The organism is Flavobacterium sp. NLM (assembly GCF_002210235.1).
Classification (GTDB): Bacteria; Bacteroidota; Bacteroidia; order Flavobacteriales; family Flavobacteriaceae; genus Flavobacterium; species Flavobacterium panici.
On sequence record NZ_LIAC01000019.1, the window covers coordinates 20,466 to 34,884 of the forward strand.

The 14,419-nt window shown below is 32.8% G+C and carries 16 protein-coding genes; 8 read left to right on the plus strand and 8 right to left on the minus strand.

The window, feature by feature from the left end; translation table 11 throughout:
• Nucleotides 1-63: 63 nt before the first annotated feature.
• The 5 genes from pyk to APR43_RS21140 all read right to left on the minus strand — a co-directional run bounded on the left by pyk (nucleotide 64) and on the right by APR43_RS21140 (nucleotide 4,600).
• Nucleotides 64-1,497 carry a pyruvate kinase gene (pyk, locus tag APR43_RS21120; RefSeq protein WP_053472897.1) on the minus strand — a complete coding sequence of 478 codons (1,434 nt, stop codon included), beginning with the start codon at nucleotides 1,495-1,497 and terminating at the stop codon, nucleotides 64-66.
• A gap of 5 nt (nucleotides 1,498-1,502) precedes the next feature.
• Nucleotides 1,503-1,991, minus strand: a complete 489-nt coding sequence (locus APR43_RS21125; protein ID WP_053472898.1) for an IPExxxVDY family protein — start codon at nucleotides 1,989-1,991, stop codon at nucleotides 1,503-1,505.
• A gap of 125 nt (nucleotides 1,992-2,116) precedes the next feature.
• Entirely contained in the window at nucleotides 2,117-2,857 is a 741-nt protein-coding gene (gene rnc, locus APR43_RS21130; RefSeq protein ID WP_053472899.1) for a ribonuclease III, read from the minus strand.
• Nucleotides 2,858-2,866: 9 nt separating this feature from the next.
• Nucleotides 2,867-4,120, minus strand: coding sequence for a beta-ketoacyl-ACP synthase II (gene fabF / locus APR43_RS21135; protein ID WP_053472900.1), 1,254 nt, complete (start codon nucleotides 4,118-4,120; stop codon nucleotides 2,867-2,869).
• 243 nt (nucleotides 4,121-4,363) lie between these two features.
• Nucleotides 4,364-4,600: an acyl carrier protein gene (locus APR43_RS21140; protein ID WP_007137004.1), complete on the minus strand. Its 237-nt coding sequence runs from the start codon at nucleotides 4,598-4,600 to the stop codon at nucleotides 4,364-4,366.
• Nucleotides 4,601-4,775: 175 nt separating this feature from the next.
• On the opposite strand from APR43_RS21140, the gene purN reads away from it, so the two are divergent.
• Both purN and rnhA read left to right on the plus strand, forming a co-directional pair.
• Nucleotides 4,776-5,354 carry a phosphoribosylglycinamide formyltransferase gene (gene purN / locus APR43_RS21145; RefSeq protein ID WP_053472901.1) on the plus strand — a complete coding sequence of 193 codons (579 nt, stop codon included), beginning with the start codon at nucleotides 4,776-4,778 and terminating at the stop codon, nucleotides 5,352-5,354.
• A 152-nt stretch (nucleotides 5,355-5,506) separates the two neighbouring features.
• Nucleotides 5,507-5,986, plus strand: coding sequence for a ribonuclease HI (rnhA, locus tag APR43_RS21150; RefSeq protein WP_053472902.1), 480 nt, complete (start codon nucleotides 5,507-5,509; stop codon nucleotides 5,984-5,986).
• A 70-nt stretch (nucleotides 5,987-6,056) separates the two neighbouring features.
• Here rnhA and APR43_RS21155 read toward each other — a convergent pair whose 3' ends face one another.
• Nucleotides 6,057-6,404, minus strand: coding sequence for a DUF6249 domain-containing protein (locus APR43_RS21155; RefSeq protein ID WP_053473030.1), 348 nt, complete (start codon nucleotides 6,402-6,404; stop codon nucleotides 6,057-6,059).
• 340 nt (nucleotides 6,405-6,744) lie between these two features.
• Here APR43_RS21155 and APR43_RS21160 point away from each other — a divergent pair, with 340 nt between their 5' ends.
• The 6 genes from APR43_RS21160 to APR43_RS21185 all read left to right on the plus strand — a co-directional run bounded on the left by APR43_RS21160 (nucleotide 6,745) and on the right by APR43_RS21185 (nucleotide 12,677).
• Nucleotides 6,745-7,332: an RNA polymerase sigma factor gene (locus APR43_RS21160; RefSeq protein WP_053472903.1), complete on the plus strand. Its 588-nt coding sequence runs from the start codon at nucleotides 6,745-6,747 to the stop codon at nucleotides 7,330-7,332.
• Entirely contained in the window at nucleotides 7,316-7,720 is a 405-nt protein-coding gene (locus tag APR43_RS21165) for a hypothetical protein (RefSeq protein ID WP_053472904.1), read from the plus strand. Before APR43_RS21160 ends, APR43_RS21165 begins: the two co-directional genes overlap by 17 nt.
• Nucleotides 7,721-7,773: 53 nt before the next feature.
• Nucleotides 7,774-8,691 (plus strand): alpha/beta hydrolase family protein, encoded by a 918-nt coding sequence (locus APR43_RS21170; protein ID WP_053472905.1) that lies wholly within the window; start codon nucleotides 7,774-7,776, stop codon nucleotides 8,689-8,691.
• A 349-nt stretch (nucleotides 8,692-9,040) separates the two neighbouring features.
• Nucleotides 9,041-9,964: a PfkB family carbohydrate kinase gene (locus tag APR43_RS21175; RefSeq protein WP_053472906.1), complete on the plus strand. Its 924-nt coding sequence runs from the start codon at nucleotides 9,041-9,043 to the stop codon at nucleotides 9,962-9,964.
• Nucleotides 9,965-10,044: 80 nt separating this feature from the next.
• Nucleotides 10,045-11,943 carry an amidophosphoribosyltransferase gene (locus APR43_RS21180; RefSeq protein WP_053473031.1) on the plus strand — a complete coding sequence of 633 codons (1,899 nt, stop codon included), beginning with the start codon at nucleotides 10,045-10,047 and terminating at the stop codon, nucleotides 11,941-11,943.
• 428 nt (nucleotides 11,944-12,371) lie between these two features.
• Complete coding sequence (locus APR43_RS21185; RefSeq protein WP_053472907.1) at nucleotides 12,372-12,677, plus strand: hypothetical protein; 306 nt, start codon at nucleotides 12,372-12,374, stop codon at nucleotides 12,675-12,677.
• Nucleotides 12,678-12,740: 63 nt separating this feature from the next.
• Here the strand turns inward: APR43_RS21185 and APR43_RS21190 are convergent, their stop codons facing one another.
• Both APR43_RS21190 and pth read right to left on the minus strand, forming a co-directional pair.
• Complete coding sequence (locus APR43_RS21190; RefSeq protein WP_053472908.1) at nucleotides 12,741-13,352, minus strand: superoxide dismutase; 612 nt, start codon at nucleotides 13,350-13,352, stop codon at nucleotides 12,741-12,743.
• 139 nt (nucleotides 13,353-13,491) lie between these two features.
• The gene (pth, locus tag APR43_RS21195; protein ID WP_053472909.1) at nucleotides 13,492-14,118 is read right to left on the minus strand and encodes an aminoacyl-tRNA hydrolase; all 627 of its coding nucleotides are present in this window, start codon (nucleotides 14,116-14,118) and stop codon (nucleotides 13,492-13,494) included.
• Nucleotides 14,119-14,419 lie beyond the last annotated feature (301 nt).

The window sequence follows — 14,419 nt, forward strand, 5'->3', positions numbered from 1 at the left end:
CAAAAAAAATCCACCCGAATGGGTGGATTTGATTTTAAAATATCGTGATCTTAAAAAAGAAAACTATTCTATTTCAGAAACTCTCATGGTATTAACCATTCCTTTTTCTTTAATTGGCATTGCAGCAAGATTAATTAAATAATCACCTTTTGATGCATAGCCTTTTTCAACTGCAATTTTATTTACATCGGTTACAGTATCATCTGTACTTTCTTCATTATCATAGAAGAATGATTTAACTCCCCATAATAAATTCAATTGTGTTAAGATTCTTTTGTTTGAAGTAAATACTAAAATATGTGCCGAAGATGGTCTCCAAGCCGAAATTTGGAAAGCTGTATAACCGCTGTTTGTCAATGTACAAATTGCTTTAGCTTCGATTTCGTTTGCTAATAAAGCTGCCTGGTGACAAACTGTTTTAGTAACAAAACGTTTTGTTTTAATTTGTGGAGTGTTTTGTGGAACCTGAATTAGTGGAGAATTCTCAACAGCCTCACAAATTTGTGTCATTCTTTGAATAACTTGTACCGGATAATTTCCAGTTGCAGTTTCTCCAGACAACATTACAGCATCTGCACCATCCATTACTGAGTTAGCAACGTCGTTTACTTCTGCTCTTGTTGGTGTTAAACTTGTAATCATTGTTTCCATCATTTGGGTTGCAACGATAACAGGAATTCTAGCTGTTTTTGCTCTGCGAATCAAATCTTTTTGTACTAATGGTACTTCGTGAGCAGGAAGTTCAACTCCAAGATCTCCACGAGCAACCATTAAACCATCGCAATATGCTACAATTTTATCCATGTTCTCAAGAGCTTCCGGCATTTCAATTTTAGCAATAATTGGAATTTTATATTCTGAATGCTTAGCGATTAATTCTTGTAAATCTTGTAAATCGCGAGGAGTTTTCACAAATGAAAGTGCGATCCAGTCTACTTTTTGTTCAATTGCAAAAATGGCATCTGCAATATCTTTTTCAGTTAAAGCCGGTAAAGAAATTTTAGTGTTTGGAAGATTAACTCCTTTTTTAGATTTTAATTCTCCACCCTGAATTACTTTAGCAACAACTTCTGTTTTTTTATCTGTTGAAACAATTTCGAAAATCAGTTTACCATCATCAAGCAAAATACGTTCTCCAACATTTACATCATTTGGGAAATTTTGATATTTCATGAATGCTTTTTTTGCATTTCCGATAATATCTTCTGCTGTAGTGAAAGTAATTTCGTCACCATCATGTACAACCGTTCCTTCTTCCATTACACCAACTCTAAGTTTTGGTCCCTGCAAATCTCCTAAGATCGCTGTAGTGTAACCAAACTCTTCGTTCAGGCCTCTAATAATGTTAATTTTTTCTTTTACTCCTTCGTAGTCTGCATGCGAAAAATTGATTCTAAACACATTCACCCCTGCGTCGATCATATCCTTGATAATCTCTCTCGTACCACATGCAGGGCCTAATGTAGCTACAATTTTGGTTTTCTTGTTTGTTAACATTTTTTTTAAAAAATTAGATTGTTTTTTGATTTTATTTTATTGGTATCCACAGCATAAATTGCCGCAATACTTTCTATTGAATTTAGTTGTTGCTGAATTTCTGAAAAATCGACAGCTTCCTCACTGTTATCGATTTTCAGGAAAAAATCTACTTTTTTGAATTCAGGAAGTAAATGAATTGTTGTAGAAACCTCACTTGTCTCATTAGAAAACAAATTCTGGAAATCATTTGTACTCACAGAAATGATCTCATTTTTATTCTGAATCAAATTCCACGATACAGCTTTCTCAGAATCATAATAATAAAATCTCGAAAAATTTGCCTCACCTTCTTTAGTCTGAGCATGGATCTCGTTTTTGCTCTTACTTAAGTTAATCGGAAGGTTCTTATTGATAAAATAGGCCAGTCTATAATCTTCTAATGAAGTATGAATTGCCATTAAATAATAATCAATTTCGTCAAATTCGTCTAAATCCAATCTATGAATAGCCATGTCATGAAAAATCAAGTTGTAAATATACTATTTCTAACGGAGCATCAATAGTTATAAGCAGCTTGTTTTTGTTAATTTATAAACGAAAACGATTTAGCATTAAGAAAATTACATCAAAATTGTAATTATTTCTTATCTATTTTTTCCTGAAATGCAAAATAGGCTCTTTGTGAAGCTTTCTCTTCTGCTTTCTTTTTTGAGGTTGCCCGCGCTCGTGCGATCACCTTATCGTCTATACTTAATTTGACACCAAACAAGCGTTGTCCGTCAATACCGTTATCTTCGAAAATGTCGTAATGAAAGATCCTCTTTTCTTTCTGACACCATTCGATAACTAAGCTTTTATAACTAATTACTTTTCCTTCAAGTCTTGCAATATCGACATAAGGTGTAATTACTCTTTTTTGGATAAATCTTTCGCAATACGAATAACCTTTATCTAAATAAATAGCACCAATAAGCGATTCGAAAATATTACCATGAATATTTTCTCCAAAATGCTGAACAGGTACTTTACTTTCTACAAAACGCACTAAATTCAAATCTTTGCCAAGTTCATTTAAATGTTCGCGGCTTACGATTTTTGAGCGCATTTTTGTTAAATATCCTTCGTCTCCATTTGGTGCCTTATTAAACAAATGCGCAGCAATTACAGCACTTAGCATAGCATCTCCTAAAAATTCTAAACGTTCGTAATTTATAGGATGCCCTGCTTCATCTAATTTATTTGACGATCTATGGGTAAAAGCTTTTTTGTAAAATTCAATATTTACAGGCTGAAAACCAAGAATTTTCTGAATAGTGTCAAAAAAAATCCCGTCTTCTAGAGAACGGGATTTAGAAAATATTTTTTTGATAATATTCATATACGAAAATTAGTCAGCGATTTTTTTAAACAATACACAAGCATTGTGACCACCAAAACCAAATGTGTTACTCATAGCAACATTCACTTCTCTTTTTTGAGGTTGGTTTAAGGTAAGGTTTAATGCAGGATCAATATTCTCATCAACTACTGTATGGTTAATCGTAGGAGGAACAATACCGTGTTTCATTGCTAAGATAGAAGCAATAGCTTCGATAGCTCCGGCAGCACCAAGTAAATGTCCTGTCATTGATTTTGTTGAGTTGATATTGATGTTTTTTGCATGATCACCAAAAACAGCACTAATAGCTTTCAATTCTGCAACATCTCCAAGTGGAGTAGAAGTTCCGTGAGTATTGATATGATCAACATCTTCAGGGTTCATTCCAGCGTCTCTCAGCGTATTTTTCATTACTGCAATAACTCCAATTCCTTCCGGATGTGGTGCTGTTAAATGGTAAGCATCAGATGACATTCCGCCTCCTCCAATTTCACAGTAAATTTTTGCACCTCTTGCTTTTGCATGTTCGTAATCTTCAAGAACTAAAGCTCCTGCTCCTTCTCCTAAAACAAAACCATCTCTGGTTGCATCAAAAGGTCTTGAAGCTGTTTCCGGACTTTCGTTTCTTGTTGATAAAGCGTGCATAGAGTTAAAACCTCCCATACCGGCAATGGTAATTGCAGCTTCAGAACCACCAGATACAATAATATCACACATTCCTAAACGAATGTAGTTGAAAGCATCAATTAATGCATTTGCAGAAGATGCACATGCAGAAACTGTAGTATAATTTGGTCCCATATAGCCGTTACGCATAGAAATATGCGCCGGTGCGATATCGGCAATCATTTTTGGAATAAAAAACGGATTGAACTTTGGGGTTCCATCACCTTTTGCATAATAAATTACTTCTTCCTGGAATGTTTCTAAACCTCCAATTCCTGCTCCCCAGATAACACCAACTCTTGTTTTGTCGACATTATCATCTGTAAGTCCGGCATCTTTAATAGCTTCATCACTGGCAGCAACTGCATATTGAGCAAATTTATCTAATCTTCGAGATTCCTTGCGATCCATGTAATCTTCAATATTGAAGTTTTTCACTTCGCAGGCAAATTTCGTTTTATGCTTCTCTGTATCATAATATGTGATAGGAGCGGCTCCGCTTACCCCATTCACAAGTGCATTCCAATAATCCTGGATATTATTCCCGATAGGAGTAAGTGCACCTAATCCTGTTACCACAACTCGCCTTAATGTCATAAATTATGTATTTTGTGTCTTTAAACAAATAAAACCCACGCTTTCTTAACAGTTTTGTTACTTAAGAGCCATGGGTATTACAATATAAATATATCTTTTTGATTGAAAATCAATCGAAATTTAAATTTAAAAAAATAATAACACCCGATTTCTAGAAATTCCAATTTTTTAAAAAAAACAAATTCCAATTTTGGAATTTGGACATTCAAACTTTGGAATTTTTAAAATTCGGGTGTGGTATTATTATTTTTTAGCTTCCTCGATATAAGAAATAGCTTGACCTACAGTAGCAATGTTTTCTGCTTGATCGTCTGGAATTTGAATATCAAATTCTTTTTCGAATTCCATAATAAGCTCAACAGTGTCTAATGAGTCAGCTCCCAAATCATTAGTGAAGCTTGCTTCTGTTACAACTTCGTTTTCGTCAACACCTAATTTGTCTACGATAATCGCTTTTACTCTTGATGCAATGTCTGACATAATCTTTAATTTTAGAATTTAATTTGTTGGCAAAAATAAAAAACTTTATTTTAAAACAACTATTTAGTTTATAAATGTGACACTAATTTATAAAATTAATTTCAAGAAAGGTCTTTTAAAGCTATTTATTTTCGATTTTTATTCCGTTTTTTGCATTCTCAAAATAAATTCTATTATGAAAAAAATTATCGTTTTTGCCTCAGGATCAGGAACTAACGCAGAAAACATTATAAAATATTTTTCGAACATTGAAATTGCAAAGGTCGTTTCGGTTTTTACAAATAATGCTTCGGCAAAAGTTATTGAAAGAGCAAAAAATCATCAAATTCCAGTCGAAATTTTCGAAAAAAACGAACTTTTAGAGCGAAACGTATTACAAAAAATACAAAAAATCGACCCGGATTTGATAGTTCTTGCTGGTTTTTTGTTGAAATTTCCTGAAAATATAATTGAGCAGTATCCAAACAAAATAATCAACATTCATCCTGCACTTTTACCTAAATATGGAGGCAAAGGAATGTACGGAATGCATATACACAGGGCGATAGTTAATAATAAGGAAAAAGAAACCGGAATCTCTATTCATTATGTAAACGAAAATTATGATGAAGGCGGGATCATATTTCAGCAAAATGTTGTTTTAACTGATGAAGATACTCCTGAAACGGTGGCTGAAAAGATTCATGAATTAGAACAAAAACATTTTCCTGAGATTATTCATAGAATACTAGAAGATTCAGATTCTAAAATTTAAACCATATAAGTTATATAAGATAATTTAAGGCTGGCGTTTAAAAAACTAGATAAGAAATACTAAAAATTAGAATGAACTTTTAATAACCTAAGAAATATAAGACAATATTTTAAATGGACTTATATAACTTATATGGTTAACAAAAAAATAAAATGACCCAACACGAAGTACATATATATACAGATGGCGCTGCAAAAGGAAATCCGGGAAATGGCGGCTATGGCGTGGTCATGGAATTAGTGGGAACTCCGCATAAAAAAGAATTTTACGAAGGTTTTCGCCTTACTACTAATAATAGAATGGAACTTTTGGCTGTAATTGTTGGTTTAGAAAAACTGAAAAAGCCAAATATGAAGGTTCTTGTAATTTCTGATTCTAAATATGTAGTGGATTCTGTTGAAAAAAAATGGGTTTTAGGCTGGGAGAAAAAGAAATTTGCCGGTAGAAAAAATCCCGATTTATGGAAACGCTTTTTAATTATTTATCGTAAACATCAAGTAGATTTTAAATGGATAAAAGGTCACAATAATCATCCACAAAACGAACGCTGCGACGAACTTGCTGTTATGGCATCAGCACAGCCAAAGCTTTCTGTAGATGTTTATTACGAAACTATTGGATCTAAAGAATAACAAAAACGCGTTTAAAACAATTGCTTTAAACGCGTTTTTTAGTTCTAACTTAAAATCTTTACATACTCTGCTACTCTTTGTCTAAATCTTTTGCTGTTTTAAATCCAGTCAAAAGTCCAATTCCTGCCATTATAAAAATAATTGAAGGATAAACAGCTCCATCATTAAGAGAAGTGTAAGTGGTAATTACCAAAGCAAGGAAAATTCCAACACCACTACCTATTAATAAAAATGCCAGGTTTACTACAAGAATTTTCCATGCTGATACCCCGTTTGTTTTTCCTTGTAAAAAGATACTCGCATCAACACCTTTTTCTATAAGTGCTAAACGCTCTCTGTTTCTTGTTGAGTAAACTAAATAAACGATCCCGAAGATCATTGCAAAAAAGCTAAGTGGTACTAAAATTTCTGGTCCCATAATTTTATATTTTTTTAATTGATTGATACCCATATGACGAGCCTTTTTAAATTGAGGTTACAAGAAAATTAAAAAAATTTAAATTTTTAAATTCCAAATTCCAAAACTTACTGATTATCAACTAATTTTGAATTAATATATTTTTTAATAAATGTCAAGCTTTGTCAAAGTTTAAAACTTTGACAAAGCTCTATACTTATATATATAATATGTATATAACAAAATTGGAATTTGGAATTTTAATATTGGATTTTCCATTTAGAATTTGTTCTTTCAAAAAAAATAGAATTTATTTTAATTTTCTTGTAACCTAATTAAACAAACTGTCGTCCTATATAATATGAGTACAATAAATGATCAGCATTATATCGATAAAGTTTTACAGGGACAAACCAATGCGTTTGCCGTGCTGGTGGATCGTTATAAGGATATGATCTTTACTTTGGCACTCAAAATGGTAAAAAACAGAGAAGAAGCAGAAGAGGTTTCGCAAGACACGTTTATCAAAATTTATAATTCTCTAAGTAAGTTTAAAGGCGACTCGAAATTTTCAACCTGGATTTATAAGATCGCTTATAATACTTGTCTGGACAGATTAAAGAAAAGTAAAAAAGATGATTTTAATATTTCGATAGATGATTTTTCATCTCATTTAATAAAAACAATGGATACTGCTTTAAGCGCTTTAGAAGACAAAGAACGAAAGCAAACCATTCAAAAATGTTTAAATTTGTTACCAAGTGATGAAAATTTCCTTTTAACTTTATTTTATTTTGATGATCAAAATTTAGAAGAAATTGGAAAGATCATGAATATATCCGCAAATAATGCGAAAGTAAAATTATTTAGAAGCCGACAAAAATTAGCCGTAATTTTGAGACAGCAGTTAGAACCTGAAATAATAGAATGTTATGAAAGAGAGCGATAAAAATATAGAGCAGCTTATTGAAAAAATGATGGCCGAAGAAAAACTGCAGTCGCCATCAATAGATTTTACCTCAAAGATAATGGCAAAAGTCGAATTATTAGAAGAGAAAAAAATCAAAGTATACAAACCTTTAATTTCTAAACCTGTTTGGATTTTTATCGGATTGGCTGTAGCAGCATTAGTAATTTATATTTCTCTTTTTTCAGTTTCAGAAAACAATTGGAAAATCGACGAAATTGGAAAATTATATTCTGACAAAATTTCAACAGCATTTTCAGGAATTCATTTTTCGAAAAATATTTTGTACGCCTTTTTGATTGTTCCTTTTATGATTTTAGTTCAGGTTGGACTTTTGAAAAATTATTTTGATAAGAAGTATCAGTTGTAGATTAACTCAAGAAATGAAAGCAAAAGCAATTTATTTAATCAAGATTTAAAAAAATGAAAAATAAACTGGTATTTTTTAAAAGCATTATAAGAGCAAAAAAAATACGCCAGTATTATTTCTTAATCCTGTTGTTTTTCACTAGTTATGTATCAGCAATTGCACCAAACTTTACAATTAAGGAAATAAAATTTGTTAGCGAAGGAGTTTCACTCGCCGGAACTATTTTTACACCTTACAACGTAGAGGCAGCCGTTGTGATTATTCACGGATCTGGACAAGAAAAAAGAATGATAAATTTTGCTACAACCCTGGCCAACAACGGAATTGCAGTTTTAACCTATGATAAGCGTGGTGTCGGCGAATCAGCTGGTGTATATGCCGGACCAGAAGTAGGAACTAACAATGTTGATTTCTCCAATCTAAATCTTTTGTCTTTAGATGCTAGCGCTGCTGTAAATACTTTATCTAAATCCTTGTCAAATAATAAAATACCTATTGGTTTAATAGGCGGTAGCCAAGCTGGATGGATAATTCCATTGACGGCAGAGAAAAATAAGAAAGTTAAATTTATGACAATCTTCAGCGGAGCCCTTATAACAGTTAAAGAGCAATTGAGATTCCAATTTTATACAAATGGAGATCAAAACTTTTGGAATACGCACTCAGAAGAAGAGGCAAGAAAACATGTATTCAATGACCCAGACAGATATCAGTTTATTGACACAAATCCCAATGATATTCTTTCTAAATTATCAATTTCAGGACTGTGGATTTTTGGAGGTAAAGACATTCAAGTTCCTGTAAAGCTATCAATCGAATATCTTAACAAATTGAAATCTAAAGGAAATCCTTATGAATATAAATTATTTCCAAACTTGGGACACAATACTGCATTTTCAGACGATGAAAAGCCTATGAAGGATGCAATCAATTGGATTAAAAATGTAGATAAATTAAAAAATCATAAGTAAAAAAAGAAGATTCATTAGTGCCAACAAACTACTACATACAATAATTGGCTCATTATATTCAAAACAAAAAACAATTACATTACAATTCTTGGCGCTTTAAGTGGAAAAAGAAAAGTTTCCTCCTTTAAAAGACTTCGATAAAATCTTGATTTTTTTTCAAAATAAAACTTGCAATTTAAATCCGGAAAACATATTTTAAGCACTCTGGAAAACTAAATATAATTCATTCATTTACAATAGAATTAGACCCGAAATCGTTATTGTTTTTTTAAGAAAATTTTGAGAACCTAAACCGTTGCAAGATTGTAACTTATAGAGTATCTTTGCACCCTAATTCGAAATTCATAAAATGAATAAATTATTGATTGTTGGAACGGTTGCTTTCGACGCGATTGAAACTCCTTTCGGAAAAACAGATAAAATTTTAGGTGGTGCTGCAACGTACATTGGTTTATCAGCATCATTTTTCAACTTGCAATCGGCCATAGTTTCTGTAGTTGGCGATGATTTTCCTCAAGAACATTTAGACTTATTAACTTCAAAAAATATTGATATCTCTGGTATCGAAATTGTAAAAGGCGGTAAAACGTTTTTTTGGAGCGGTTTATACCACAATGATTTAAATTCTAGAGATACATTAGTAACTGAGTTAAACGTTTTAGCTGATTTTCAGCCAAAAGTTCCTCAAAACTACAAAGATGCTGATGTTGTAATGTTAGGAAATTTACATCCGTTAGTACAAAGCAGCGTTTTAGATCAATTAGAGAAAAAACCAAAATTAGTTGTTTTAGATACAATGAACTTTTGGATGGACTGTGCTCTTCCGGAATTATTAGACGTTATTAAACGTGTAGATGTTATTACAATCAATGACGAAGAAGCAAGACAACTTTCTGGTGAATATTCATTAGTAAAAGCAGCGGCTAAAATCCAGGATATGGGACCAAAATATGTGGTGATCAAAAAAGGAGAACACGGCGCACTTTTATTCCACAATAGAGAGGTATTCTTTGCACCAGCTTTACCGCTTGAAGATGTTTTTGACCCAACCGGAGCCGGAGATACGTTTGCAGGAGGATTTTCTGGATTCATTGCACAAAGCGAAAACATTTCGTTTAACAATTTGAAAAATGCAATTATTTACGGTTCAAATTTAGCTTCGTTCTGCGTAGAGAAATTTGGAACTGAAAGGATGGAAACATTAAGCAAAGCAGAAGTAGCGATTCGATTACAGCAATTTAAGTCGTTAACTCAGTTTGACATAGAAATATAATGCCCAAAAGCCTCGATAAAACGGGGCTTTTTTATTACGTTAATACACACAACTTACAACAACACAAAATACAAGAAACAATGAGCGACGCTTTAAAACACGAATGTGGTATAGCCTTAGTTAGACTTCTTAAACCGCTTGAATATTATAAAGAAAAATACGGAACTGCTTTTTACGGAATTCAGAAAATGTATTTGATGATGGAAAAACAGCACAACCGCGGACAAGACGGAGCTGGTTTTGCAAGCATCAAACTTGATGTTGAGCCTGGACAACGCTACATCAGCAGAGTTCGTTCAAACCATTCGCAGCCCATACAAGATGTTTTTAAACAAATCAATGAGAGAATCAGTGAGGAATTAAAAGCACAGCCTGAAATTGGTGACGATGTTCAAAAAATAAAATCTGAAATTCCATATGTTGGCGAATTGTTTTTAGGACACGTTCGTTACGGAACTTTTGGAAAAAACAGCATCGAAAGTGTTCACCCATTTTTACGTCAAAGTAACTGGATGCACCGTAACTTGATTTTGGCAGGGAACTTTAACATGACTAATGTTAAAGAACTTTTCGAAAACTTAGTTGAACTTGGACAGCACCCAAAAGAAATGGCTGATACTGTTACTGTAATGGAAAAAATTGGTCACTTCTTAGATAAAGAAGTTATGCAGTTGTACCAAGATTGTAAAGCCGAAGGTTACTCAAAAAGAGAAGCTTCGCCAGTAATTGCTGAACGTTTAGATATTGCAAAAATATTAGCCCGCTCTGCTAAAAACCTAGATGGTGGTTATGCAATGGCTGGTTTATTAGGTCATGGTGACGCTTTTGTTTTTAGAGATCCAGCAGGAATTCGTCCAGCTTACTTTTACCAAGATGATGAAGTAGTAGTTGTAGCTTCTGAAAGACCTGTTATTCAAACTGTATTTAATGTCCCTTTTGAAAGTGTTCAGGAAATCGATCCGGGTCACGCTTTGATTATCAAGAAAAATGGAAAAGTTTCTATGAATCAAATCTTAGAACCAACGGTTAAGAAAGCTTGTTCGTTTGAAAGAATTTATTTTTCAAGAGGAAGTGATGCTGAAATTTATCAGGAACGTAAAAATTTAGGTAAATTAATTTTACCTGCTGTTCTTAACGCAATTGACAGCGATACAGATAATACGGTTTTCTCTTATATTCCAAATACAGCCGAAACTTCATTTTATGGTTTAGTTGAAGCTGCTCAGGATTTCTTAAATCAGAGAAAAAACAATTATATTCTGGAAAACAGAAATACGCTTACTGCAGAAACGCTTCAGGAGCTTTTAGCTGTAAAAATACGTACAGAAAAAGTAGCCATTAAAGATGCTAAACTTAGAACCTTTATTACTGAAGACAGCAGTCGTGACGATTTAGTGGCTCACGTTTACGATGTTACTTATGGTGTAATTAAACCAGAAGACAATTTGGTTATCATTGACGATAGTATTGTTCGTGGTACTACATTAAAAATGAGTATCATTAAAATGATGGATCGTTTAAAACCAAAACGCATTGTTATTGTTTCATCGGCACCACAAATTCGTTATCCTGACTGTTACGGAATCGATATGGCAAAACTTGAAGGACTTGTTGCCTTTAGAGCTGCTTTAACGTTATTGAAAGAAAGAAACTTATATCATATTGTTGACGAAGTTTATGCTAAATGTAAAGCTCAGGAAAACTTTGCAGACACAGATGTTGTGAATTATGTAACTGCAATTTACGATCAATTTACACCAGAAGAAATTTCAGATAAAATTGCCGAGATGTTAAGTTCTCCGGAAATTAATGCCGAGGTAAAAATTATTTTCCAAAAAGTAGAAGACTTACATATTGCATGTCCTAAAAACTTAGGAGACTGGTACTTTACAGGTGATTATCCTACCCCAGGAGGAAACCGCGTTGTAAATCGAGCATTTATGAATTTCTACGAAGGAAAAGACGCCAGAGCGTATTAAAAAAGTATTAATAAAAGGTTAATTTGTGCATTTCATCGGTTTTTTTTGCCGTTTATCCTGTTTGTTTGGTAAAAATGAAAAGCTACAATACTTTTGGGAAACCATAACATTAGTAGGTTAAGTTTATGGTAGATTTGGGGCAAAAAGGGTGGAAGAGATTCCACCTTTTTTATTGGAATAAACTCAAGTATTTCTCCTTTAACATATTATAGTCATTTCATCGGATATATTTACCTTTCATCCGAAAAATTTTCTTAATAAAAATAACTGTCATACATTTATAAAACCATAACATTAGTAGGTTAAGTTTATGGTAGATTTGGGGCAAAAAAGGTGGAAGAGATTCCGCCTTTTTTATTACAATAAAATCAAAGTTTTTCGGTTTATAAAATTATTAATATCGCACTTCAATTATTTAAACCAATCATATGCAATTCCTTAAAAAGTTTTTTATTCTTATTATTCTAAGTCTTTCTTTTATCAGTTGTTCCGGAACAAAATCTACTACTGCAAATACAACTAAAGATGGCAGTTCTATTAAAAACGCCATCAAAGTAAAAAGTGTTTCAGAAGAATATCAAATTGTGAGACAGCTGTGCCCTAATTGCAAAATGAACGGACAGGCTCTACTGAGTGAAGGAAATAAACATTACGATTTATTAAGTTTAACTAACGAAAAAGGAGAAGAGGTTAAATATTATTTTGATATCAACAGTTTCTTCGGAAAATGGTAAAATAAAAAAAGACGAGTACCGAAAGGTTACTCGTCTTTTCTCTTTATTCTTTGCTCGATTTTCTTATTTATCTAAAGCATATCTTCTAGCAACTTCTGTCCAGTTAATTACACTGAAGAAAGCTTCAATATAATCTGGTCTTCTGTTTTGGTAGTTTAAGTAGTAAGCGTGCTCCCAAACGTCCATTCCTAAGATTGGAGTTCCACCGTTACCAGCAACTTCCGGCATTAATGGATTATCTTGATTTGGAGTACCTACAACTTCTAATTTTCCTCCTTTAAGTACTGTTAACCAAGCCCATCCTGAACCAAACTGAGTTGCTCCGGCTTTAGCGAATTTTGCTTTAAATTCTTCAAAAGTTCCAAAAGAATCTTCGATAGCAGCTAATAAATCTCCTGTTGGTAATCCTCCTCCGTTTGGAGACATTACTGTCCAAAACAAGTTGTGGTTGTAAAAACCTCCACCATTGTTACGAACTGCAGCGTTTGATTTATCTAAGTTAATTAAGATATTTTCGATTGTTTTTCCCTCTAAATCTGTTCCTGCGATAGCAGCGTTAAGATTTGTAGTGTATGCATTGTGGTGCTTTGTATGGTGGATCTCCATTGTACGCGCATCAATATGTGGTTCTAATGCATCATATGCATAAGGTAATTGTGGTAATTCAAAAGCCATGATATAAGGATTTTTATGGTTTATAATAATTTATCCCAAATTTAGACATTTAACTTTGGAATTGAAAATACTATTTCGTTATAATTCAATTTAATTAATTGATAAATTGATTTTTTTTAATATAAATAACTGAAAATCTTTATTTTCCATTAAACGTTGTCATGGTATTTTCTAATCCTGCCGTTCCAAAAGATCTAATAATTTCGGCTGAAGTTTCTAAACGTTCCGGTAATTTCGAATTTTCATCATCATTCCATTCTCCCAAAACATAATCTATCTGCTGTCCTTTTTTAAATTGATCGCTGATTCCAAATCTAAAACGGGTATATTGCTGTGTATTCAAAACGAGATTAATGTTTTTTAATCCGTTATGGCCTCCATCGCTTCCTTTTGGTTTGATTCTGATGGTTCCGAATGACAGGTTTAAATCATCTGTGATTACCAGAATATTTTCCAGCGGAATATTCTCTTTATCCATCCAGTATTTTACTGCTTTTCCGCTAAGGTTCATGTAAGTGTTTGGTTTAAGCAGAAGAAATGTTCTTCCTTTAAACTTATATTCGGCTAAAGATCCTAGTTTTACGGTTTCAAATGACAGGCTTTCTTTTCTGGCTAAAAAGTCCAATACTTTAAATCCGATATTGTGTCTTGTGTTTACGTATTCGGCTCCAATATTTCCTAAACCAACGATTAAATATTTCTTCATATTATCTATGTTCTCTTCTTTTTGTGTTGATGAAAACAGTTTTGTTATCCATTTTATCATGTTTGCAAAAGTAAGATTAATTAGAGAATGTGCCAATTGGTTAATTAGATAATTATTTTTTTAACTGTGAATATTCTTTAAGGATGGCACACGTATGATGCGGATGAAACAGGTTTTACACTGGTTTTTTATTTGTATGTATAATATTGTCATCCTGAGCGATCCCGAAGTCTCGGGAGAAGGACCGCAAGGTGCTCTATAATCTAAATTATAATACTTTGTGTGGGCTTCGACTTCGCTCAGCCTGACAGCAGAAAAACTTAGAACCTTAGAATCTCAGCAACTTAGAACCTTTAAAAAA